This window comes from Ktedonobacter robiniae (assembly GCF_016587375.1).
In the GTDB taxonomy this organism is placed as follows: Bacteria; Chloroflexota; Ktedonobacteria; order Ktedonobacterales; family Ktedonobacteraceae; genus Ktedonobacter; species Ktedonobacter robiniae.
The window spans coordinates 2,851,096-2,874,766 of record NZ_BNJG01000001.1; the positions used below are offsets into that span (position 1 = coordinate 2,851,096).

A 23,671-nucleotide genomic window follows, 5' to 3' on the forward strand; every position below is an offset into this window, starting at 1 on the left:
AAAAAACAAGAGGAGTCAACATGGCTGAGCAGGAGCAGAACACACTCACAATGCCCACTCCATCCGCCGCCGATCTTCCCAAGGCCTATGAGCCCCAGGCAGTCGAGGCCAAATGGTATCGCTTCTGGGAAGAGGGAGGCTACTTTAAGCCACGCCCCAATCCTGAGCGCAAGCCCTTTGTCATTAGTATGCCTCCGCCCAACGTGACGGGCGCGCTGCATCTGGGGCATGGTATTACCTCCACCGTTGAAGATATCCTGATCCGCTACCATCGCATGCTGGGCGATGAGACGCTCTGGGTTCCGGGCGAGGACCACGCCGGCATCGCGACCCAGACCGTTGTCGAGCGCCTGATCGCCAAAGAGGGGACCGACCGCCATAAACTGGGGCGTGAGGCCTTTTTAGAGCGTGTCTGGCAATGGGTACACCAGTATAAGGGACGCATTCAGGACCAGCATCGCCGCCTGGGCGCTTCCTGTGACTGGTCGCGTGAGCGCTTTACCCTTGATGAGGGGCTCTCTCACGCTGTGCGCGAGGTCTTCGTCAGCCTGTATGAAGAGGGACTGATCTATCGTGGCGAGCGCATCATCAACTGGTGTCCCCGCTGTATGAGCGCCCTCTCTGACCTCGAGGTCAACCATGTCGACACCCCTGGAAAGCTGACCTATGTGCGCTATCCGCTCAAGCCAGTTGAGGGCGAGAGCGAGACGCGCTATATTAGCGTCGCGACCACGCGCCCCGAAACCATTCTGGGTGATACCGCGATTGCTGTGAACCCCAACGATGCACGCTATAAGGATATTGTTGGACGCCTGGCAATCGTACCCGTGGTTGGACGCGAGATTCCTATCGTCGCCGACGAGGCCGTGGACCTGGCCTTCGGTACCGGCGCGGTCAAGGTCACGCCCGCGCACGATCCCACCGACTTCGAGATTGGCTTGCGCCATAAGCTGCCTGCCGTGCAGGTCATCGGCTTTGACGCTATTATGACCGAAGAGGCCGGTCCCTACGCGGGCCAGGATCGCTACGAGGCGCGCAAGAACCTCGTTGCCGAGCTTGAGCGCCAGGGTCTCGTGGTCAAAATCGAGGATTATAACGTGCCGCTGGGTCACTGCCAGCGCTGTGACACCGTCGTTGAGCCACTGATTTCCAAGCAATGGTTCGTCAAGATGAAGCCCCTGGCAACCCCCGCCATTGGCGCGGTGAAACATGGCCTGATTCGCATCGTACCCGAGCGCTTCAACAAGACCTATATGGATTGGCTGGAGAACATTCATGACTGGTGTATCTCGCGCCAGCTCTGGTGGGGCCACCGTATCCCGGTCTGGTACTGCGAAACCTGTGGTGAGATGTCGGTCAGCCGCGAGGATGTGACGGCCTGTTTGCATTGCCATAGTACGGCTGTACGCCAGGACGAGGATGTGCTGGATACCTGGTTCAGCTCATGGCTCTGGCCCTTTAGCACGCTTGGTTGGCCCGAGGATAGCGCTGACCTGCGCCGCTACTATCCAACGGCAGTTATGGAGACTGGCTACGACATCATCTTCTTCTGGGTTGCGCGCATGGTCATGGCAGGCATCCATTTTATGGGAACTGTGCCCTTCAGCACCATCTACCTGCACGGCTTGGTACGTGATGCCAAGGGTGAGAAGATGAGCAAGTCGAAGAATAACGTCATCGACCCGTTGGAGGTCATGGACAAGTTTGGCACCGATGCTCTGCGCTTCACTCTGGCCACCAGCAGTACGCCGGGCAACGATATGAAGCTGATCGAGGAGCGCATTGTTGGTAACCGCAACTTTGCTAACAAGATCTGGAATGCCTCGCGCTTTGTACTCATGTCCACGGCTGAGGTTGGTGGTGGCGTCCCCGATATCAGCGCGGTCAGGCCTCGTACCCTGGCCGACCGCTGGATCTTGCAGCGCCTGAATCGCCTGACGCAGTCTGTGACACGCTTGATCAACGATTTCCAGCTTGGCGAGGCTGGACGCCAGATCAATGACTTCTTCTGGTCCGACTACTGTGATTGGTATGTTGAGAGCGCCAAGGTCCAGATGCAGGGTGACGAAGCGACACGCCAGTCGACCACAGCCATCCTGCGTGCCGTGCTGGATCAGAGCCTGCGCCTGCTGCATCCTTTCATGCCTTTTGTCACCGAGGAGGTCTGGCAGCACCTCTATCGCCTGACTGAGTCTGATCAGAGTAAGTGGCCAGCCTCGGCGCTGATCATCGCCCCCTGGCCAACCGCCCAGGAGCAGTTCGTCGATGAGGAGGCCGAGCAGCAGTTTAGCCTCTTGCAGGAAGCGATCACGCGTATCCGCGATGCGCGCAACCAGATGAACGTTGAGTCAGCACGCCGCATCCCGGTCATCATGGCTGCAGGCGAGTATGTCACGATGCTCAAGGAGCAGAGCCCGCTCATCCAGTTCCTGGCGCGCACCGAGGAGCCACAGTTGCATGTAGCTCTGGAGAGCAAGGTCGAGCAGGCGATGGGCCTGCTAGCTGGCAACGTCGAGATCTACCTGCCTCTAGCTGGTATGGTCGACATTGCCAAGGAGCTTGAGCGAATCGACAAAGAGATCACCCAGGCCCAGCAGGAACGTGCGCGCTTGCAGGGCAAGCTCTCCAACGAAAACTTTGTAGCTAAAGCCAAGCCCGAAGTAGTCGCCAAAGAGCGCGAGAAGCTCGCCGCCCAGGAGGAGCGCGTCGCTAAGCTCGAAACCCGCCGCGCCCAGCTCGCCGGCTAAATAAATATTCGCACGCAATAAAAAGGGAGGAGTGTGGTGCCAGATCTGGCACCACACTCCTCCCTTTTTATTGCGTGCTGTGACTCCCTTTCTTAGTAGTGTGGCGCAGGCGCGAAAGGGAGCGTTTGAGTGTTTAAAAGGGCTTGACTTTGGGGGTGAATGCAGGTATATTTGTAGATATCTCAACAATATTTTGTCTAGAAAGAGGAGCCTCTTGATGACCGCCATTGCTCGCTAGAGCGCGGTGGACTGCTTCTTTAAGAAACTTTGCTGATATACTGTGCCGCTAAAGGCATGGGGCAAATAGTCCTACTGCGACTACACACATGACAACTTTATAATGCATAAGCCTCTCTCCACTGTAAAAGTGGAGATATAGCTTGGTATGTATGCGCTGGAGTCTCTGCCAGTGCTGGTTGTTTATGCTTTTTGTTAGTCGCGTTATCAGCATATTCCTGGAGTCCTTGACTCCTCACTCTTCTGAGCATCTCCACACGCTCTCCCCTACATCTTTTTCCCTTCTTTGTGTGCAGCTTTTTTGTGCTGGCTTATTGTAAGTCACTCTGCTTATTCCCGGGTCGCTTTCTGCCTTTTCAGGCTTATGGCGCGTCGTGTGCTGAATGATAACCACCGCCGCCACTTTTCCAGGGTATCTCTTGCCCATTTTTGCGACCCTATAGATGTCTCAAGCTGCTCACTCCTACGAAATGTATTTACCTGTATGGCCGTTCACACTTTGACCGAAATTCGAAAGAAATGGGTGTGTGCTGGCGGCCCTGGAAAGAAGCCGAGGACCTATGTGTAGTATTTGTAAAAGGACCACCAAACTGTGCGCGGCGCTTGTCGCCAACGCGCTTTCCCTGCTGAAAGCGCCTCTCATCTTGCGTTTAATTCTCCCCAATACAGTTGTGATGATAAAAAAGAGGTTCACCCTTGCGAAAACGCATGTCGCGCGCAGCAAAGAGTCACAAACAGCCTTTGCGCTTCAACGAATTTGGTATCCTGGATGCATATGATGGTATAGATGCAGAAGATTTTCGCCCCAGCGATCGGGGAAAGAGCGCCAGGCCACGCTACAATACTGAGGAAGAGGTCTTTAAATGTCGGCATTGTCGGCGCTTCGTATGTCCATTGCCTAGTGGCGGACATCACCGCAACCATTGTCCCTTTTGCTTATATTCGCGCCACGTCGATGATAGGCAATCTGGTGATCGCTTGAGCACCTGTGGCTCCTCTATGGAGCCGGTTGGGCGCTTTCAGCGTACACGGGGCGAGGATGTGATCGTGCATCGTTGTTTGGGCTGTGGCTTCGAGCGTTTTAACCGCGTCGCCGCCGATGACGATTACGAGCTGATGCTGGAACTGCCCATGGTTCCACCCCGCACGAGCCGCGACCTCAAAGCCCGCGAGGTTGAGGTCTGGCTGGAGGAGCAGCACGAACTTGAGCGTGCTGAATGGGATGTCTCTGACGCAGGCTAAAAGTACAAGAAGGGTGGAAGGCTCAGCCTTCTACCCTTCTTGTTATCAGGTAACCTAGTCAGCGCTGATCTCTTCGAGGGCAACCTGTGAGAATTGTTCCTGGTAGAGGCGGGCGTAGAGGCCGCCCAGTTCGAGGAGTTCCTGATGCGTGCCGCGCTCGACGATCTCGCCTTTGTTGACCACCAAGATGACATCCGCGGCCAGGATAGTGGAGAGGCGATGAGCGATGGCCAGCGTGGTGCGTCCCTTCATCAGGGGTTCCAGGGCTGCCTGAATGAGACGCTCTGAATGGGTATCGAGGGCGCTGGTAGCCTCATCCAGGATCAAGATACGGGGATTCTTGAGGATGACGCGCGCGATAGCGATACGCTGCTTCTCTCCGCCTGAAAGCTTGTAACCACGCTCGCCTACGACCGTGTCATAGCCATCTTCCAGTTCAGTGATGCGCTCATGAATCGCCGCCGCCTTTGCCGCTGCGATCATCTCCTCATCGGTCGCATCCTGGCGTGCGTAGAGCAGGTTTTCACGAATCGAGGCATGGAAGAGGTAGGTCTCCTGGGTAACCATGCCTATTAGCTCACTGAGCGAGGTGAGGGCAAGATCTTTCACATCATATCCATCGATGGAGACGGTGCCGCTATCTACCTCGTACAGGCGAGGTACCATATAGGTCATGGTGGTTTTGCCTGCGCCACTGGGACCAACGAGGGCGGCTAGCTGCCCCGGTTTGATCGTGAAGGAGACATCCTTCAGGGCGGGACGCAGTTCCTCGTCCTCGTTCTTTACAATCGCCAGTCTCTCAGCCTCCTGCTCATCTTTTGCTGCCTCATCCTTCAATACCGAGTGAGAACTGTCGCGCTTGTAGGCAAAGGCGACGTGGTCAAAAGCGACCTCGCCACGAATCTGTTCAGCCTGCAATTTGAGGGCGTTGGGTTTATCTTTGATCTCAATAGGCATATCCAGATATTCAAAGATGCGATCGAAGAGTGCCAGCGCGCCTTGAACGTCTACCTGCACGCTCAGGAGCTGACCGATGGGGAAGAAGATACGGCTTTGAAGCGTGGTAAACGTCACGATGGTACCCAGCGTCATATAGCCGCCGAATATAGGCGCGTGATTGATGATTTGCGCACCCGCAATCAGGTAGACGATAGCTGGGATGACCGAGAAGAAGGTACCAATGAACATAAAGAACCAGCGCCCAATCAACTGCTGGCGAACCTCTAGATTAGCCAGCTTCTGGTTCTCCTGCTCAAATTGATCGCGGGCATGCTCCTGGCGGCCAAAGGTCTTCATCAAGAGGATGCCGCTCACGGAGAGCGTCTCCTGCATCATCGCGGTCAGCGAGGCCATGCTCTTCTGTGTCTCTTTGCTGGTTGCGCGGCGGACATTGCCGACGCGATAGGTAAACCAGAGGAAGAGTGGGAGCAGTCCCAGGGAGACCAGGGTAAGCAGAGGACTGATAATAAACATCGCGATCACGGTACTGAGAGCCGTCGAAATGTTGGAGACAATGCTCGTCGCCGTATTTGTGACTACGCCCTGCACCCCACCAACGTCGTTGGAGAGGCGTGACTGAATCTCACCAGTGCGCGTGCTGGTGAAGAAGCTCAGTGACATGTTTTGAAGATGAGTGTAGAGCCTGTTGCGGAAGTCACGCATGACGCTCTGCCCGATTGTGTTGTTGAGGTATGACTGCCATACGCCGATAAAGCCCGATATAATCGGCGTAATAAACATAATAATGACATAGATGATGAGGAGAGAGAGATTGCCTTTTCCGATAGCATCGTCAAAGATGCGTTGAATGAGCAGAGGATTGACCAATCCCAGCAGAGTCGTTGCTAGGATTGCTGTAAGGACCAGGAATACCTGAAACTTATAAGGTTTGAAGGCTTCTATAACGCGACGCACGGTGCGCGCATCTGTTTTACGACCACGTCTCTTTTGTTCCTCTACATAATCAGCCATGCCTCCCCCACGCCCACCACGCATTCCGTGTACACCCATATGCATTTCTCCAGGTAGGTAGTGTTGTATGAGAGACTTTTTATATGCCTCTCTGGTGTCTTTTTTTGTCCACTAAAATCAGAGTATATATAAGTGTAACAGATTGCTGAGCAAGATACACTGGTCGGGTAAACGGTTTTCCCCCTGTTCTTTTTGACAGGCTGATTAATATGTATTGAGTAGATGAGAAAACCTCCGACGGCGAAGCCGTCGGAGGTTTTCTCATCTACTCAATACATATTAGTGTATGATGGGCCGACTCAGCACGATTCCGGTCACAAGTCCAGCAATGAACGCCAGCAAGATCAAGATGACGAACATTTGCGTGCTTAGCAGTAATTCTTGCATATGCAGTGCCTCCGTTTCGGCAGAGTGAGTAAACGCGTTCTAGGCCTGATCTCTCGCGTCTGCGACGCTTGTCTGATTGTTGAGGCTGTGAGACCTGGCAGCCACAGGCTGCCAGGTCTCACAGCCTCAACAATCTTTATGCTACGAGATGTGCATACTGCTGAAAGAATTCATTCCGCAGTCGCTTGTAGGCGATACTTACCAGGGAACTATGGCGTGCTTTGTCCGCCTGTTCGTCAGGCTGCTTGTCTCGATAGGCGCGAAGATTGATGTTGACCTTGCTCAGGGCTTCCTCAAGCAACGAGGGTATAGGCGCGTCGAAGTCATTCTTCTGTGCCAGGTCAATGAGCAGGGCCTGGCGTTGTTTCTCTGGGAACGAGGCTATCAGCGTGGCCGAGGCGAAAATGACAGGGCGTGCGAACAGAGCCTCAAAGATGGCTTCGACGGGATCGTCCTTCACCTCTTCAAGAATGTAAATTTCAAAGGAATGGTCTCCCTCAGGGAAGTGCTCCAGGCGCTTCTCCTTGCGCCTGAGGTCACGGCAATAGTTGCGCGCGATGGTCTTGCAGAAGGATTCCAGGTGCAGGATGGGCGTTGCACCTGACGCCTGTGCCAGTTGGATCTGGCGATAGATGCGGATGACTGTCTCCTGTAATACGTCTTCGACCAGGTCATTCTCCTGACCATGCCACGCTGATACGGTATACATGTATACAAAGAACGTGACTGTGGGCCGTAAGAAGTCATACAGTCTGCTCCAGCTTTGCTCATGAGCAAGAGCAAGATCCTCAAGAGAAGGAAAGTTTACTTGTTTTGTCATAGCTTGTACTCCTCCATAGGCGCTTATCTTGTCATGAAGACGTAGGTTTATTGTGAAATGCTACTAAATTTGTTGCAAAACTACGTTTGTTCTATACGAGAAAAGGTTGTTTACTATAAAATATGTTATTGTTTGAGAAAACTTAAAACAATATTAAAGGATACTTAAGTTTTCTTATTGCTAAGTATAAGTAAATGGAATATGGTAGTCAAGATTTCTAAGTACGTATATATGTTTTTTTGCTTTGTGATAGAATATTTGTAGGAAAAGAATAAGCCTAATGGGAATTATGTAGGATTGCTGTTGAAAAGTTTTGCGTGTGCGAGTACAATCTAATTTATAAAGAGTGATTAACATGTTTTTAATATCTGGCCTCAAGAAACATCAAGAATAGAGAAGATATTTTGTGCTTCAAGCGAGGTGAAGATAAGGTTTTGTGTATGTGAGAGGTGGAAAATTTGAAAGAATTGTATTTACTACCTTTCGGAAACTTGAGCGCGAAGCGCTAGCCACGCGAGTGGCGTTAGTTTCCTACACGGAAACTACTGTGATAGCAAACACGCAAACAATACAGGGGCTAGTTATGGAAGACTACACCAGGCAGCGTATTCAACTGCATTTACGCAATGAAGAAGTGCAAGCGCGTATCCTTGAAAATATACACCGCAGCAGGGCGGATGCCACGGTTACCATTGGCCGGGCTGCGCAACTCTCTGGCTTTAGCGAGAGTAAATTGCGTGACCTGGAGAGCCAGCATATGCTCAATCCTATGCGCTCCAAGGAGAATAAGGGGACCAGGGAGGGCAAGGGCCAGCGACAGTATCCTCTTGAGGAACTGGATAAGTTGGCCGTGATCCAGGAGTTGCTGGAGTCGCGTTTTGCGCTCTCTGATATCCCCAAAGATATCGGCGAAATCTGGGATGAGATCTTGCCAGAGGGGCGACAGGGGCGTCAGCTGCTGGAGTCAGCACCAGCGATCAGCGAAGACCAGGTTGGCATGCTTTCTATTGATCGACGCCTGGCTCGCGAAAAGTCTCTACTGTTCTGGCGTTATTATGCCGCCCAGGCCTTGCGTATGTCCTTGATGCTGATTAGCGAGTTTTTGCCAGGGTGTGCTATTGGCTTGATCTTGCCGCTAGCTTGCGACCCGGTTGAGGTAGGTGTACGAACGACTGAAGACCTATCTCGTCTTGGCGAGTCGCTCGTTGGCTGGCTAGATACTAGTGGAACAGTACATACGTTACTTACCCACAATCCCTCATTCCAATATGAGACCGATTATTGTGTGTATCCACTAGGTATTATGCGCCAGGAGCGTTTGCTTGAGAAACCAACCTATCACACCTTGATTGTGCTTGACCGGCCGGATAAGCGTTCACGTCGTCTCTCGCTAGACGAGGCCTATGTACAAACAATCAGGCGGGTGTTGGCACCTTTATATGAAGAAGTTGAATTTATGCGCCGCTGCTTTGGTCCCGGTTGGCATGACCATCGCGAGGCCGCGGCGGACCTGGGCAAGGTAGGTTATTACCAGGATAGTATTCTAGAGGGCCTGGCAGATATGGTTGTGCGCATGGGGGGAACGTTTGCGAATGGTCGGCACCTTTGGAAGTTTTCTGTGATCCTCTTGCCTGACAATAGCGTGGGGAAAGTTCCCTTACAGGAGCGCACGCTTGTTGTGCGCGCTCATAGTAAGGAGAGCCCCTATATTGTGGGAGAGTCCAGGTTCATTCCGCAGAAATCAAGAACAAGCGTGGGTATTCGTGCCTACCAGAGCGGACGCATTCTCTATCGCCCTCATATCTCCTTGCGCGAAAGGACGCGCGCCTTTATTGACGTCGAGGGCGAGATTCAATCCAATGTTGCGGTCCCTATTGGCGGAGAGCATGGGGATCCGCTGGCTGTCCTCTATGTCGTCTCAGATAACGTAGAGGCCTTTTCCCTCGCAGATCGGCAGTTGCTGAGAATCGTTGTGCGCTTTATTGAAAATGCCATCACGACCTACGATGTCCGCCTACGTACGACTGATGATCTAAAAAGCCTTATGCATACTCCTGACGTTGTGGATACATTGTTTAATGAGTTCCGCTGTGAAAATGACTTTATGCGTGATGTGGAGGCACTTGTGTCCGATGCACATGCATGGGAGGAGGATATAAAAGAGGAAGAGTTTGTTAATGAAGAGCCTGGAAGGAGTGATGTTGTCTCCTTTATCGCTATTGACATGGATAACCAGATCAAGCTAGCGCGGAAATATGGCGATCACACTATTCGCTTGTTAGACCGGGCTATAGGCTTGCGTATTCAAGAGTTAATCGCCCCGCTGACAACCAGGGCATCACAATGCTACCTCTATCATATGTACGCAGACCGCTTTTACTTGATTTTGCGTGGCTACTCGCGCGAAAAGGCCTGCGCAAAGGCCGAGCAATTCAAAGTAAACCTGGCCAGGAGCATCGCGGTGCACCAGCACGTGGCCGCCGATAGCGCGCTCGTCATATCGGAAGTGAGCGCACACCTGGCCGTGACCTCGTACTCGCATACTAAGTTGAGCGAGTTCCTGCAAGAATATTCCTCAGCCGCCGAGGTAAGCGCCATGATCAGCCAGACGCTGGATGCGGTGTTAAAGCTGGGAATTGGTGAAGGTGGCAACGTCGTTATGGCCTGGAATCCCGACGCTGAAAATGGCATAGGAGGTTATTCACGCTGGTCTCAGTTGGAAGAGAGCGAGACCAAATAGAATCTCATTCAAGAGTTTCCAGTAAGGCTGCGCTTTATGATCCACTGGGGGGTGGATCTTTTGCAAGACCTGGAGATGCTGTTTCTTATTTCTACTGTCTTCTTGATGATCTTTGGGAGTAGCTGTTAATGGATGTGAAGGTATTTGTATTAGGACGCCCTGGAAGCGGAAAAACGACCGCAATGCGTCGTATACATGAAGTCGCTCATCAATGGGGGGTGAAGACAACGCGTGTAAAGGATTATGATGTTCTTTATGAGATGTTTCTTGGAGACGAACGCGAACTGCAAGGCCGCTTTCGGCGCACCGATTTCGCGGGCTTTGATGTGTTAGATATGACGGTTTTTGATGATGTGCTCAAGAAGATGGGAAAAAGTATGCAAAGCCTCTCTTCTTCTGTATCATTTGAAACAAACGAGCGGGTAGAGAAGATAATCACTATTGAATTTGCGCGCGATGACTATCAACACGCGTTAAAAAACTTTGACAAAACATTTTTGCAAGATGCCTACTTCTTTTTTGTCGAAGCTGACCTGGAGACGTGTATGCGTCGTATCCGTCAGCGTATTACCTTCCCTATGGATGGTGAACGGCCAGTGGATGATTGCCACTTTATTTCAGACTATATCATGCAGACATATTACCATAAAGACTGTGAAGAATATGTGTTGGGGCAGCTGGCGCGGGACTTTGATCTAGATTCAGGGAAGATTATTATGTGCCGCAATGAGGGGTCATTAGAAGCCTTGCTGGCGCGTGTTGACCGCTTTATGGAACAGGTTGTTCCCGCTCTTTCTGTCGTGGGAACAAAATAATACCACAATAATACATATGTGTAGGAAGAGAGGAGCCTGGCAGCCGCGGCTGCCAGGCTCCTCTCTTCCTACACATATGTATTACACTGCTACCTCGCGACGTAGGCGTTTATAGGCGATGCTGAGCAGCGCGGCGTGGCGGTTCTTTTCGCCTGGTTCGGTTGGAAGTGGATGTTGATAGGCTTTGAGTTCAACTCCCGCTTCAGCGAGCGCCTGCTCCAGGAGGGTGGGATACTCGCCAAAATCGGTAATATTGGCCAGGTCAGTGAGGAGGGCGGCACGTTGCCCAGGGGGGAATTTGACCAGGATGCGTGCCGCCATTGAAATGACGGTGGTCAGCATCACGCGGTCAACCGCGACCTGGGAGGGGTCAACAACCTGGGATGGGGCGCTGCGCTCCAGGGGAGATGATACCTCCAGAAAACCTTCAGTGTTCTCACTCTCCTGGGCCGGGCGCACCAGGTTCCAATCTTTCTTGCGCCGGTCGCGGAAGTAGTTCTGTGCAATCGTTTTACCAAGCGATTTTAAAGAGTCTATGGGACGAACTTCCCCATGTACGGCCCGCTGGCAGTAACGAAAGGTGCGTAAGACCGCCTCTTGAGTAATATCCTCAGAGACTTCTCGCTGTTGACCATACCAGGCATTGACGCTGGCATTGCGTACCCACTTTTCCACGCGTGGGAAAAGCCAGGTATAGAGATCATGCCAGGTTGCCTCGTCGTCAGGTTGGTAGCGGAGAGCGGCGGTATTGTTGGTGTGTGCCATCACGTGTAAACTTCCTCCTTGAAGGGGGGATGAATACCAACGTCCTTACGTAGACCTGCCCTATAAGAGCATTTGCACGTTTGAAAAGGCAAATGCACGAATGAAATGTACTCAAGAAATTTGACATTAAAGAAGTAATTTTATCTTTACATGACTTATACTACCTAATAAGGCAGGGATTTGTCAACTCACTTCATGTTGTATTTTAAGTTGCGTAAAGAAAATTGAGAAAATTCATGTTCTAAAAACGATGTTTTTTCTTTTAAATTCTGCATACGCATAAAATAAAATTGAGGAGGGTTAAGAAAGTTGACAATAGGCGTGCGTAAAGAGGAAAGAAAGTTGACGGATCAGGTCTCTATTAGCTATACAAAAGAAGTTTGATATGTTACTATTATATAAAGCGTTTGCAGGGTTGCGTGGTGCATTTATGAAGATGAAAGACGATATTGACCAGAGCTGGCTTGAGTGTGCCAGAATAGGATATGCATTATGGATGAACGAAGTGTGCACCGCATACAGGAACACCTGCAACAGGAAGATGTGCAGCGACGTATACAGCGTTATATGGAGAAGGGGCATGCCGAGGCCTCTGTCACGATTAGCCGGGCCGCCGAGCTCTTTAATCTGAGCGAGAATCGGTTGCGTGACTGGGAGGAGTATGGCTTGCTCTCTCCGCTGCGTCCTACGGGCCCCAAGGGGCGGCGTCTCTATACGCCCGCCGAATTGGATAAGCTCGCGATTATTCGTGAATTGATTGATGCTGGCTATGCGCCCAGTGACATTCCTCCTACCATCAAGTTACTATGGAATGCTGTAAGTCCCCATCCCATCCATTCCTATTATCCCTCACCAATATCCTCCGGTGACGTTCACCCACAAGCTGATTTACCTATCAACCGGCGTATAGAGCAGGCCCGTGAGGAGGCCTTCTGGCGTTTTTATGTCTCACAAACCCTACGCCTGGCGTTGATGTTGATTTGCCAGGATCTCCCCAACACGAATGCATGTCTGATCTTGCCATTGGAGCAGGCTCGTACCCTGGATGCGCCGCCTCAACGTGTGGAGGACCTGGAAAATCTGGGAGAGTCGCTCGTGGGCCTACTGGACCAGAACCTGGCTTCACATACGCTCTGGACAATGACACCCACCTTTGAGTATGCTTCTGACTATCGTATCCTCTCCCTGGCGCCGATGACGGAAGATGTCCCCGAGGGGCTATCACACGAGCGGGCCTTTATTTTGCTTGATCGACGCTCGCGTAAATTGTCACTGAGCGCACCCCTGGTCGAGACGCTCTCCCGCTTGCTGGCTCCGCTTTATGCCGAGGCTCCGCGTTTTCGGGCCTGTTTCGGCCCAGGAACTCGCGATGCTATAGATATTGTGCCGAATCTGAATGATACCTTGCTAGGCGAAGATCGCACCCTCAAGGGGATATGTGAAATGGTGGTGCGGCTAGGTGGGGTATCTGCAACAGGGCAACCTTGCTGGCACTATAGCTGTCTTCTACTGCCAAACTATCCGCCCTCCATCCTCTCTTTGCAGCAACGTGCGCTCCTGGTTCGTGCTCAAAGCAAACAGGGGCCATTTAAAGTAGGCGTGACGCGTTTTGACCCGCAAGATATCGCTACCACCCCCATTGTGCGTGCCTTTCAGGTAGGGCGTATTCTCTTGCAGCCCATTATTCCTGTGTTGGAAGAGCCAGTCCTGGGGAGGCTGGAGGAGGGCGAGCGCATACGCTCGGCTGTTGCCATTCCTATTATGGGGCGTGAAGGGATCGCGATTGGCGTCCTCTATGTTGCTTCGCAACAAGCGGAGGCATTTCAAGAGCGCGACCTGCGTGTTTTGCGTGTCATTGAAAATATGTTGGGAAGTCTACTAGAGACGTATTATGCACGCTTACTGCCACTGAAGGGTTTGCGTACGAGTATCGAGGCCCCTGCCGTGGTAGATTCGTTCTTCCAGGAGTTTCTCTCTGAAAATGAGTTTGCCTCTCATGTAGAAGAGCTGTTGTACGCGATTCAGGGGCGCAGAGAGTTTAGTATGCGCGAGGTCGTCTCGTTTATTGCCCTGGATATCGATAATATGAGTAGCCTGGCGAATAAGTATGGCGACCGCATGGCGCGTGATCTGAGCCACGAGGTAGGCCTGCGGATTCAAGGCCAGTTGCGTGCCTTCAAAGACAACGCTGAATGCGAACTCTACCGTATTAGCGCAGACCGTTTCTATATCATGCTCAAAGGGATGCCTCTGGAACAGGCGCAGGCCAAGGCCGAACTCTTGCGTACAGTGCTCAGTGGTTCTTACCAGATCGACCCCCAGCGCGTTCCAGCGGGCCAGCCAACTCTCCCAGCCAATAAAGTAGCTTTAAATGGTATTACTGTCCGCCTGGGCGTATCATTTTACTACTATGCCAAGCTACAGGAAATCTTACAACGCTACACAGCGCATAATGCCCTGGTAGAGGCGAGGCTTCTTATCGAGCGCTTCCTGGACGAGGTTCTTGATATTGCTAAACGTGAGGGCGGCAATGTGGTCATGAGCTGGGACCCTCATCAGCGTGGCTATGTACGCCTGCCTGGCCCCCCAACCGCAGTCGTTCCGATCCCCATAAGCCCCTCGATATCCACTTCATAGAGAGGAAAGAAGTGTTTCATATTCTGTAGAACTGCCTGCTTGTAGTATCTACATAGCCATTTTAGGTACAGTTATAAAGTCTAAGCATGTTTTTGTAGAAGTCTTCTGTATACTTATCTTTAATACAAAGCTAACGTGTAACCTTCTTTATGTTCACAGCTTCGCTATGGGATACGTATATGGGTTGTGGTAGAGTGGGCTGGCAAAGTCAACCCACCACCATAACCCATATACAATGAGTCACGTAGTGGCGAAGTCTCTCACTCATCTGCGGATGAGCGCTTGTGAAGTATACGTTAGCAAAGGGAGAGTATACACATGGGCGTAAAGGTATTTGTTCTGGGGCGTCCAGGCAGTGGAAAGTCTACCGGAGCTCGATATATCAGGTACCTGGCTGAGCAGGCCAGTTGGAGCAGCGCACATTTTAATGATTACCATATTTTACAAGAAATGTTTCTCGCTGATACGGAGCATAAGCAATTTCGTCCTACCGAGCATAACGGGTTTGACGCCATTGACCTCTCGGTTCTCGATTGCGCCTTACAGGAATTAGAGCGCCGGGTGCAGCTAATAAGCGCGACCACGGATCTCGTCACTATTGAATTTGCCCGCGATGACTATCAGGCGGCCTTTAAACATTTTAGCCCTGCCTTTCTGCGTGATGCCTCTGTGTTATTTCTTCATGCCGATCTGGATACTTGCTTACAGCGTGTGCATGAGCGTGTGAGCTGTGCCTTTTCGGCGGACGATCACCCCTCCTTCTCCGACGATATTTTTAAGCGCTATTATGCTCACGATGAGACAGAGTATATTTTAACTTTCTTGAAGCATGAATATGGAATAGGACAGGAGGTGTGTGTGCTCAATAATATGAGTGGCCTGGAGCATCTCCAGCGAGGCCTGGAGTTGTTTGTGCAGAATACTCTCTTACTGCCGAGTAAAGTGCTCTCCCTAACCGCCTAAGCGGCATAGTATACCTCTCCATAACCTCTACTTTTTCATTGACTACATGTGATACAGTTATGGGTGAGTCGTCCGCTAGTACAGAGGAGGTTTGAGGTTTCGTGGCTTCCATACATATCCCCTTTGAGAAGCTCACACCAGTTCATCCACGGCGCCGTATTACACTGGAGACGGAAGCTAAGCCCATCTCAACACGTGTGATTGACCTGTTGATTCCGCTGGGATTTGGGCAACGCGCCCTGGTTGTCGCGCCACCCCAGGCTGGAAAGACAACCATTTTACGCCAGATATCGACCGCGGTTTTGCGGAACTATCCCCAGGCTTACTTATTCCTGTGTCTCGTTGATGAGCGCCCAGAAGAGGTGACTGAATGGCGCTCTGAGATTCAAGGTCCCCAGGTCAGGCACTATGCCTCCAGTTTTGATCAGCGCATAAGTAAACATGGCTACATCGTTGAGCAGGCTCTCTTCGATGCCAAGCGTGCAGTGGAACAAGGTGCTGACGTCATTATTATTCTAGACTCTCTGACGCGCCTGGCACGGGTGCATAATTTGCAGCCTGATATGTGGCGTCAGGGGCGAGGAGGGCGCACTCTTTCGGGTGGTATCGACGCCCAGGCGCTGGAGATTGGGCGGCGTACCTTTGGTGCTGCTCGTGCCCTCGACGAGGGTGGTAGCCTTACGATTGTGGCAAGCTGCCTGGTCGAGACAGGGAGTCGCCTAGACGAGGTCGTCTACGAGGAGTTTAAAGGGACAGGCAATTTAGAGATACGGCTCTCACGCGAGATGGCCGATAAGCGTATCTTTCCAGCCATTAATATCACGTCTTCAAGTACGCGCCAGGAAGAACGCCTGCTAAGCGAAGAGGACCTGAAAGCGGCAACAGATATACGCCGCCGTATGGCGCCCCTCCCTAAATGGGATGGGAATGAGCAGGCAATTCGCCTCTTTGAGAAGACCAGCAGCAATAGTCAGCTGGTGAATGCTATTCTCAAACAGGCGTAATTAGAATTCAAGGGCGCGCTTACGTCTACCTCAATATATGTAGTTATGTATGCATCGTTGTGTCTTGCTACCAGAAGTCAATGTTGGCAGACACTAAAAGGCATGTGACGCATCCCAGAGAGAATGTCAGGTGGTGGGGTGGTATTTCCGCGTACTTCTTATCCGAAATCCTGAGCGCGCTTGCCGTGCCACCTTCAGGTGGTCCCCGAATGGGGAAGCGTTAGTCACGCAAGTGACGCGCTCCCCCGAATGGGGGTAGGGTTTCGGAATAAGATCTTAGAAGCGGATGTGTCATTGATGCTGCAAGAGAACTGGAGGAACCAGTATGCGTTGTCCTTACTGTGGAGAACCAAATAATAACGCCAGCGCGTCCTTTTGTATTCGTTGCGGTCGAGATCTTAAGACAGGTGCCCAGGTTCGACCACGCCAGCGATCGTTTCAACCACCCCAGGGAGCACCCGCGCCGCACAATATGAGCCAGCCGCAGCCGGGGTCTGGGCCATACTATGCCCCTTCTTCGTACCAGGTGCCGGCCACTATCCCAGGGCAACGGCAGCCAAGCACACCCGCCCAATCTGGGAGAGCCGCGCGGCCAAAGGCGTCCTCTGGACAAGTAGCCAGGCGTGAAGAGCTTAATCTGTTAACGCCAATCATGGCGCCTGTTCAAGGTCCACAGGCTCCTGAATCCTTCCCACCGCGTACTTTCGCGCAATTGATTGCCTTAGAGAGGGAGGCTCTGGACTACAAGGTGCTGAGCGACGACCAGGGCTATGGGCGCAAGAAGATCATTAAGATTGAGTTTGCGCGTTCTGTTCCCTGGCTCCAGGTGGCGACACTGCTCAATGTGCTCAGCAAGTATCGCTCGACCTCATCTGATACAATTATTATACAAGGCAGCTACCCACAGAGCTCCAATCTGTATGATTTCAGTAACGGGCAGCTGCAATATGACCATAATGTGCGCCTGGGAAGCCAGATGGTTGATCGCTACCTCATTGATAGTGGGACGGGCTTAGAGAGTGATGGGGTACGTATTGTGTTTACAGAGCGGGGTAACTGAAGACTCCCCGTGTTAAAGCAGCGGGGGTTCTGAGTGTTCCGTCCACGCTTCCAGCCTCTCTTGCCCAAGCAGGAAGGCTGGCTTTTTCCAGCCCTCACGCTCACGCGGGAGTGGCGATTCATCTCCGACATGCATGACTGGGGCTTTCTCGCCACGTTCTCTGTAAAAAAGAGCCTGGAGATATATGCAAGCTGTAGCGCTTATACGAAAGAAGCGGGACGGAGGTGTCCTGGACACCGACGAAATTAACTGGCTTATTGAGCAATATACACAGGGAGGGGTTCCCGATTATCAGATGGCGGCATGGCTCATGGCCGTTTGTTGGCGAGGAATGGACGCGCGTGAAACGCGCGACCTGACCATGGCTATGGTGCATTCAGGAGATGAACTGCATGTGCGCGATATCGTCTCGCCTGTGATTGATAAACACAGTACCGGGGGCGTCGGAGACAAGGTTACCCTGGCGGTAGCGCCCCTGGCCGCCGCGTGTGGTATCGCGGTAGGAAAGATGACCGGGCGTGGCCTGGGCCACACCGGCGGAACGATTGATAAGCTTGAATCGGTCCAGGGCTTTCGTCCTGAACTGACGCGTGAAGAATTTGTACGTATCCTCAAGTCAGAAGGCGTTGTGCTCGCGGGCCAATCGGCGGACCTGGCGCCAGCCGATGGCAAGATGTATGCCCTGCGTGACGTCACTGGAACGGTTGAGAGTATTCCCCTGATTGCCGCCAGTATTATGAGTAAAAAACTAGCCATTGGCTGCTCCCACCTGCTCCTTGATGTCAAATTTGGAAGTGGCGCGTTTATGAAGACAGTCGAGAAGGCACGCGAACTGGCCCAGGCCATGGTAGACATTGGCCGCTTGGCCGGGATACACACCGTAGCCGCCTTGACCTCGATGGAGCAGCCGCTAGGGTGCGCAGTGGGCAATGCACTGGAAATGATGGAGGCCATCGCGATCCTGCGTGGTGAAGGGCCAGAGGACGTCAGTGCGCTCTGCTACCATGATGTGGCCGAATTACTGGTCATGACCGGAAAGGCACAGACCATGGATATGGCGGAGCAACAGGTGCAGCAAGCTATCCGTTCGGGTGCGGGCCTGGCGAAGCTGGCGGCAGTGATCGCGGCCCAGGGAGGAGACGCTCGCCAGGTCGAGCAGCCGCACTTATTGCCGCAAGCACCTTACAAAGTGATGCTGACATCACCACACACAGGTTATATCGCGGCCATTAACGCGGAAGCCATAGGCCTGGCCAGCATGCGCCTGGGGGCCGGGCGCTTCCGAAAAGGCGAGCCGATCGATCATCGCACGGGCCTGGTCTTGCAAGCCAAGGTCGGCGCGTATCGGCAGGCCGGAGAGTCTCTGGTGGAGGTGCATGCACGTAGTGAAGCAGAGGCGCGCGACCTCTTTGAGAATCTGCTGGCGTGCTACCGTTGGAGCGATACGCCAGTGCAGCCAGGAGCACTTATTCACGAGGTAATCCGTCCATAAGCATATTTTGTTCTAGCTTAGGAGGCGGGAGGCAGCGTTTGCGTAAACGCTGCCTCCCGCCTTTTTTATTTGCCTATAGGTTCCTTCGGATTGGTGTCTTCTGTAGGAGTGTTCTGCCCGGGGGCCAGGGTTGGCGTGTTCTGCATGGATGCTTGTGTAGGAGTGTTCTGTATTGGTGTCTGGGTAGGGGGAACGCTCTGTGGTTGGGTTGAGTGAGGGAGCGTCAGGGTGAGCTGCATAAAGTCGGCTGTAGGGATGCCGGGATCACGCGTGCCGCGCAGAAGGTAGAAGTGTCCCTGTGTGTCACATGTGGCTGTTCCCAGGAGCGAACCCCCATTGGGAATGTCAGGCAGAGCACTGGCATGCAGGGTCTTCAGATCAAGCAGCCAGGAACGAGCCAGGCTACTATTATGTGTTGCGTCGAAGCCGCCAAGCATAACGAGTTGATCGCTGGAGGGAGCGCAACTGGAGCTACCACTCAGTGGAGTGGGGAGGGTTGCCTGCTCCTTATGCCAGGCGTTATGCGCGCTATCGTAGCGGTAGATCGCGTTCGAGGGGTGCGCCTGGGCGGCATCGCTTGCGCCGCCAAGCAGAAGGATCTGATTTTGCGAGGTAAGTGCCAGCATCACATAGCCCAGACCCTGGGGGAGAGGGGCGAGCGCCTGCCATTGACCGGTATGTGGCGTGTAGCGATACCAGCCCGTCCCTGCGACTGTCTGCCCTGCACCAGCCTTGCTAAATCCCTGCGTCAGGTAGACATCGCCTTGCTGATCAGTGAGCATTGAGAGACCAAAACCAAGAGGAATATCCTGGCTGGGGATGATTTTATTGAGTGAGCCATCTGCCAGTTGGTACTGATAGAGGGCAGATGAGACGGAGTAAGTATCTGTCGAGTACCCATTGGCGAAGAGCAGATTACCATAGGTATCGTGAGCAATGGCGTTATTGAGCATGCCAGGGAAGGCGCCATTCGTGGTTGGAGCCTGCTCCCAGCGCCCGCTACTGATATCATAGCGGTAGAGGTGACGGTCATATTTGGGGTTTTGTTTAGGGCCACGATAGCCGCCAGTCATATAGACATAGGAGTGTCCCTCGACCTGGGCAAACATTGAGGCATTATCCGCGACGGGCACTGGCGGCGAAGCCAGTTGATGCCAACTGGCTATGTGGCCAATATCAAGCGACTCAGCGCCAGGAGGATTAGGATTGTCACCTGGCGAACCTGCCTGGCTGAGCAGAAAGGGTGTGCCATAAAAGTAGGCCACACTCGCTGAGATGAGCAGGAGTAACAGGAGGGCAAACATCAGGAGTGTCAGCGCACGTGTTTCACTACGAGTTTGCTTGGCTGAAGCATTGACAGCGAGCGCAGCGGGAATGCCATTGGTTGCCGTAGAAGATGTAGGCCTGTATTGAGGCCTGGGAGTAGGCACATTACGTGGCTGAGGTGTAGGCGTTGGTGGGCTGAATGGTCGAGGAGTAGGATGCCTGCCCTGGCGTCGTAAGCGCTGTAAGTGTTGCCTGGTCTGACGGCGCCCATCCAGTATCTGCGCCAGGAACGCTGGTGAGGGTCGTACGCTGGAGAGGGAGAGTGGGACAAGGGACGAAGCCAAATTGTCACCAGCATTCAAGTCCTGGTGTAAGCCTGTGGCCTGATCTTCTTTGCGCGCAGCCTGTAGCGAAGATGATGGCGTGGGGAAGGCATGTATATGGCTGAGGCGTTCTTCATACGCGGCCCGTTCTTCAATCGCATACACGCGCTCAAGGGCCTGAGCAAAGAGGGACGCATTCTGATAGCGTTGGGCTGGATCCGGGCGTGTTGCAAGATTCACGAGGCCTTGTAGCGCGGACGAGACTTTGGTCTGGATCGGGCGTGGCTCATCCTTCATAAGCGCAGAAGGGGCTACACGTTGCCCTGTAAGCATCTCGTGCAGAATAACGCCCAGGCTGAAGAGATCGGAGCGCCCATCTGTCTGTGAGCCGCCATTATACTGCTCGGGTGACGCATAGCCTGGAGAGCCAAAGCCGGTTGTGTCGGTGCTCTGCCCCTCTTTGTAGTAGCGCGCGATGCCATAATCGATCAGCATCAGCATGCCATTGGGCATCAGCATAATATTTGAGGGCTTGAGATCGCGATAGATAACAGGCGGCTGCTGTTGATGCAGGTAGGCCAGGACATCGCAAAGCTGGGTCGCGTAATTGAGTGCCTCCAGGGGTGGCAAAGGGGCATGCTGGCTCAGGTAATTGTTGAGGGAGATGCCCGGTACATAATCCATCACCAGGTGCCACGACCCATGCTCATGAAAGTAGTCATAGAGCGTAGGGATGGCGGGATGCTGTAGGCGTAACAGGAGCAGGGCTTCGCGCGTAAAACGGTCTGTATGCTCCCCTCCACTCACGGGAAAGCGCCCCGGAGGCGCAGGATGAGGATCAGCGATCACATCGTCGGGGTGCAAAACCTGCTCTAACTCAGCTACAGCGCTCTCAGCGAGAGGGCTATCGGCGAGGGCTTGCTTAATCGCAAATGGCGTCCCGAGGCGTGTGTGGGTTGCGAGGAGTACCTTGCCCATGCCGCCGCGACCGAGAATGCGTTGAATCTGGTAGTCTCCATTATGGAGATACGTTACAGAGGAATCGGATGCTTGTGAGTGTGTGGGTTGTTGCATGTTGCCTGGCATTGCTCTGCTTCTCCCTTCCAACTTTCCACCAATAGCTTCTCTTCTTAAGAAGTATTCTAGTCAGGCGTACGAGAAAAAGGGAGCGAAGCTCTTATTTGCTCCCCTATTTCTTGTAATTCTATACTCTCTCTATTGTACTAGAAATGCGGAGGATTAGCTATGTGGCCAGAGCGAGCCTAACCAGTGCCCTAGCCTGTTTGTGGTTGTTGTCGGTGTTTTTCTAGATGAGGAAGGCGAGATCGCTTCTGGTTTGGGCTGATATGGAGTGCGATTACGTGCGACCTGGGCCATGAGTGCATGGTGGCGGCAAACTGCAAAGGCCTGGCGAGGAGAGGAGGTTTCCAGCCTCTTCAGGAAGAAGCTCATAGGAGGCAAGGCCAGGAGAGGCCGGACAAGGGGATAAAGCGACCAGTAGAGGGTAAAGATCGCGGATTGACGCCCCAATTGGAGCCAGGCCGTGATCCATCCCAGAATTTCGGTTGGCGTGAGGGTAGAGAGGGCCAGGCGATAGATCGCCGGGTAATATTTAGGTGTATTCAGCACGACACGCGTATAGTCGAGCCAGCCGATGCGATCCTTAAAGAAATCATTGGTGGCGCGAGGTCCAAGGTCATACAGGACGCGGCAGAAGACATTCAGCGTCTCGTTGACCTGCCAGGGGACTTCGTACCCGGCGGGTTTCGCAATCATGAATTTGCTAAAGGCGCGTGCTACGGCTGGAACGGCCTCGGAGGCTCGAATTTTGTCGAGGTTGGAAGCGCTCAGTAAATCATGCTCCAGGGCGTAGGCCAGGAGGGTCGTAATACGGCGCAGATTGCGGACGTAGGAGCCGAAGCCACAGAAGGTGAGCGGCGATTGAAAGGCCGCGGCATCGCCCAGGGAGATGACGCGATCATAGGCCAGGACCTTCTGCTCTTGCTGCCAGGGAAGGGTAATGTTGTAGCCCGCAGGAATGAAGCCGTAGACTGGCTTGAGGATCTCCACCTCGCTTGTGTCTTTGTAATCAGGAAGCAGGGCGAAGAAATCATCAAAGAGCTCAAACAGGTCGACACGCTGCCCGGTCTCTGCGTAGTAGAAGAGATAGATCGCCACCTGCTCGTCGCGTCCAGGGAAAGCCTCCCAGATAAGCTGCCGCTCCCGCCGCACATCTTCCGTGGTCACCAATATCTCTCCTAGCGCGGGATCAATCGCATCTGGAGTAGAACCCTGCTTATATCCGCGCGCGACAGTGCCCACGGTTGGGCAGACAAGCGAGAAGGGGCGGCCACAATTGAGCTGACAGGCGATGGGCGAGGTTGAACCCATACCATCGATCAGGAGATGGGCGGTATAGAGGTGCGTCTCGTTATGTGTGTTTACATGCACATTGACATTGCGCTGTGGATCGACAACGCAGCGCTCAAAGGTCGTCTGGTGCAGGATAAGGTTGGCCTGGCCCTCTCGTGGCTGATGAGCCTGGATTTTCTGTACACACAATTGGGTGAGCTGCTCCGCATCGACGGCAATGTTGAGCACATCTTGTAAGTGAAGCTCTGCTGTGGGCACCCCAATATGCTCGGAGGAGAAGCGCACCAGGCCATCCGCGTACTCCCGCTGAATAATCTGTTCCAGTTCTTCAGATGTCAGTAAGCCAACAGCCAGCAGCTCATTGAGTTCCTCGCGCGAGATGTTCCATTCGCGATGGACCGCTCCCACCGTGAAGCGATCAAAGACGAGCACGCGCAGGTTATAGCGCAGCGTCATCACGGCGGCGTGCAGGAGGTTGAGACCCCCACCCGCGTAGATAATGTCGAAGGTATCGACGGCTGGTAGATCCTGAGTAATGCCATTGGTCACAACTTCGACATACTTCTTCCCCGAACACTCTGAGCGCGCTTGTCCCCGAATGGGGGAAGCGCTAGGCACGGTAGTGAAGGCTTGTCCCCGAATGGGGTTGGGTTTCGGAATAAGATCATCGTCACGAGATGCACCTGAAAGCAGCAATCCCTGCCAGGACTGGTTGAGATCCTGAATGCGGCGGAGATGCTCTTCCGCCTGGGGAATATGCGCGAAAGCAGCAGCCAGGTGAGGGTAGCGCATAGAGAGCTGATCCAGGTGTGTCTGCTGCATTGTTTTT

At 53.1% G+C, this 23,671-nt stretch carries 15 protein-coding genes; 9 read left to right on the forward strand and 6 right to left on the reverse strand.

The annotated features are described in order from the left end of the window. Positions 1-20 precede the first annotated feature (20 nt). Together JMJ04_RS12005 and JMJ04_RS12010 are read left to right on the forward strand one after the other, a co-directional pair. Positions 21-2,747, forward strand: coding sequence for a valine--tRNA ligase (locus tag JMJ04_RS12005; protein WP_236037991.1), 2,727 nt, complete (start codon positions 21-23; stop codon positions 2,745-2,747). A 933-nt stretch (positions 2,748-3,680) separates the two neighbouring features. After that, positions 3,681-4,226 carry an RNHCP domain-containing protein gene (locus JMJ04_RS12010; protein WP_201370725.1) on the forward strand — a complete coding sequence of 182 codons (546 nt, stop codon included), beginning with the start codon at positions 3,681-3,683 and terminating at the stop codon, positions 4,224-4,226. Between the two features lie 54 nt (positions 4,227-4,280). Here the strand turns inward: JMJ04_RS12010 and JMJ04_RS12015 are convergent, their stop codons facing one another. Together JMJ04_RS12015 and JMJ04_RS12020 are read right to left on the reverse strand one after the other, a co-directional pair. Then, positions 4,281-6,236, reverse strand: coding sequence for an ABC transporter ATP-binding protein (locus JMJ04_RS12015; RefSeq protein ID WP_201370726.1), 1,956 nt, complete (start codon positions 6,234-6,236; stop codon positions 4,281-4,283). Between the two features lie 484 nt (positions 6,237-6,720). Then, on the reverse strand, positions 6,721-7,404 hold the full coding sequence (locus JMJ04_RS12020) for an RNA polymerase sigma factor (protein ID WP_201370727.1): 684 nt from the start codon (positions 7,402-7,404) through the stop codon (positions 6,721-6,723). A 583-nt stretch (positions 7,405-7,987) separates the two neighbouring features. Here JMJ04_RS12020 and JMJ04_RS12025 point away from each other — a divergent pair. Both JMJ04_RS12025 and JMJ04_RS12030 read left to right on the forward strand, forming a co-directional pair. Then, positions 7,988-10,144: a MerR family transcriptional regulator gene (locus JMJ04_RS12025; RefSeq protein ID WP_201370728.1), complete on the forward strand. Its 2,157-nt coding sequence runs from the start codon at positions 7,988-7,990 to the stop codon at positions 10,142-10,144. A gap of 128 nt (positions 10,145-10,272) precedes the next feature. Beyond that, complete coding sequence (locus JMJ04_RS12030) at positions 10,273-10,959, forward strand: hypothetical protein (protein ID WP_201370729.1); 687 nt, start codon at positions 10,273-10,275, stop codon at positions 10,957-10,959. Between the two features lie 81 nt (positions 10,960-11,040). Here the strand turns inward: JMJ04_RS12030 and JMJ04_RS12035 are convergent, their stop codons facing one another. After that, positions 11,041-11,727, reverse strand: a complete 687-nt coding sequence (locus JMJ04_RS12035) for an RNA polymerase sigma factor (protein WP_201370730.1) — start codon at positions 11,725-11,727, stop codon at positions 11,041-11,043. Between the two features lie 489 nt (positions 11,728-12,216). On the opposite strand from JMJ04_RS12035, the gene JMJ04_RS12040 reads away from it, so the two are divergent. From JMJ04_RS12040 to JMJ04_RS12055, 4 genes are all read left to right on the forward strand, one after another. Next, positions 12,217-14,361 carry a MerR family transcriptional regulator gene (locus JMJ04_RS12040; RefSeq protein WP_201370731.1) on the forward strand — a complete coding sequence of 715 codons (2,145 nt, stop codon included), beginning with the start codon at positions 12,217-12,219 and terminating at the stop codon, positions 14,359-14,361. Positions 14,362-14,679: 318 nt separating this feature from the next. Further along, a complete protein-coding gene (locus JMJ04_RS12045) occupies positions 14,680-15,324 on the forward strand; it encodes a DEAD/DEAH box helicase family protein (RefSeq protein ID WP_201370732.1) in 645 nt (214 codons plus the stop codon). A 101-nt stretch (positions 15,325-15,425) separates the two neighbouring features. Further along, positions 15,426-16,328 carry a transcription termination factor Rho gene (rho, locus tag JMJ04_RS12050; RefSeq protein WP_201370733.1) on the forward strand — a complete coding sequence of 301 codons (903 nt, stop codon included), beginning with the start codon at positions 15,426-15,428 and terminating at the stop codon, positions 16,326-16,328. Positions 16,329-16,653: 325 nt separating this feature from the next. Then, the gene (locus tag JMJ04_RS12055; RefSeq protein ID WP_201370734.1) at positions 16,654-17,388 is read left to right on the forward strand and encodes a zinc ribbon domain-containing protein; all 735 of its coding nucleotides are present in this window, start codon (positions 16,654-16,656) and stop codon (positions 17,386-17,388) included. Positions 17,389-17,400: 12 nt separating this feature from the next. On the opposite strand, the gene JMJ04_RS48000 is transcribed toward JMJ04_RS12055, so the two are convergent. Then, complete coding sequence (locus tag JMJ04_RS48000; protein ID WP_268887332.1) at positions 17,401-17,523, reverse strand: hypothetical protein; 123 nt, start codon at positions 17,521-17,523, stop codon at positions 17,401-17,403. Between the two features lie 49 nt (positions 17,524-17,572). Here JMJ04_RS48000 and JMJ04_RS12060 point away from each other — a divergent pair, with 49 nt between their 5' ends. Next, positions 17,573-18,880, forward strand: a complete 1,308-nt coding sequence (locus JMJ04_RS12060; protein ID WP_201370735.1) for a thymidine phosphorylase — start codon at positions 17,573-17,575, stop codon at positions 18,878-18,880. 65 nt (positions 18,881-18,945) lie between these two features. Here JMJ04_RS12060 and JMJ04_RS12065 read toward each other — a convergent pair whose 3' ends face one another. Both JMJ04_RS12065 and JMJ04_RS12070 read right to left on the reverse strand, forming a co-directional pair. Then, complete coding sequence (locus JMJ04_RS12065; RefSeq protein ID WP_201370736.1) at positions 18,946-21,555, reverse strand: protein kinase domain-containing protein; 2,610 nt, start codon at positions 21,553-21,555, stop codon at positions 18,946-18,948. 153 nt (positions 21,556-21,708) lie between these two features. Further along, positions 21,709-23,664 carry an NAD(P)/FAD-dependent oxidoreductase gene (locus tag JMJ04_RS12070; RefSeq protein WP_201370737.1) on the reverse strand — a complete coding sequence of 652 codons (1,956 nt, stop codon included), beginning with the start codon at positions 23,662-23,664 and terminating at the stop codon, positions 21,709-21,711. Between the last annotated feature and the right edge of the window lie 7 nt (positions 23,665-23,671).

Bases quoted from the DNA above. Each gene is read 5' to 3' on its own strand.
- JMJ04_RS12005 (WP_236037991.1), top strand. From the start codon at position 21: ATGGCTGAGCAGGAGCAGAACACACTCACAATGCCCACTCCATCCGCC.
- JMJ04_RS12015 (WP_201370726.1), bottom strand. From the start codon at position 6,236: ATGGGTGTACACGGAATGCGTGGTGGGCGTGGGGGAGGCATGGCTGAT.
- JMJ04_RS12020 (WP_201370727.1), bottom strand. From the start codon at position 7,404: ATGACAAAACAAGTAAACTTTCCTTCTCTTGAGGATCTTGCTCTTGCT.
- JMJ04_RS12025 (WP_201370728.1), top strand. From the start codon at position 7,988: ATGGAAGACTACACCAGGCAGCGTATTCAACTGCATTTACGCAATGAA.
- JMJ04_RS12030 (WP_201370729.1), top strand. From the start codon at position 10,273: ATGGATGTGAAGGTATTTGTATTAGGACGCCCTGGAAGCGGAAAAACG.
- JMJ04_RS12040 (WP_201370731.1), top strand. From the start codon at position 12,217: ATGGATGAACGAAGTGTGCACCGCATACAGGAACACCTGCAACAGGAA.
- JMJ04_RS12045 (WP_201370732.1), top strand. From the start codon at position 14,680: ATGGGCGTAAAGGTATTTGTTCTGGGGCGTCCAGGCAGTGGAAAGTCT.
- JMJ04_RS12055 (WP_201370734.1), top strand. From the start codon at position 16,654: ATGCGTTGTCCTTACTGTGGAGAACCAAATAATAACGCCAGCGCGTCC.
- JMJ04_RS48000 (WP_268887332.1), bottom strand. From the start codon at position 17,523: ATGCATGTCGGAGATGAATCGCCACTCCCGCGTGAGCGTGAGGGCTGG.
- JMJ04_RS12060 (WP_201370735.1), top strand. From the start codon at position 17,573: ATGCAAGCTGTAGCGCTTATACGAAAGAAGCGGGACGGAGGTGTCCTG.
- JMJ04_RS12065 (WP_201370736.1), bottom strand. From the start codon at position 21,555: ATGCCAGGCAACATGCAACAACCCACACACTCACAAGCATCCGATTCC.
- JMJ04_RS12070 (WP_201370737.1), bottom strand. From the start codon at position 23,664: ATGCAGCAGACACACCTGGATCAGCTCTCTATGCGCTACCCTCACCTG.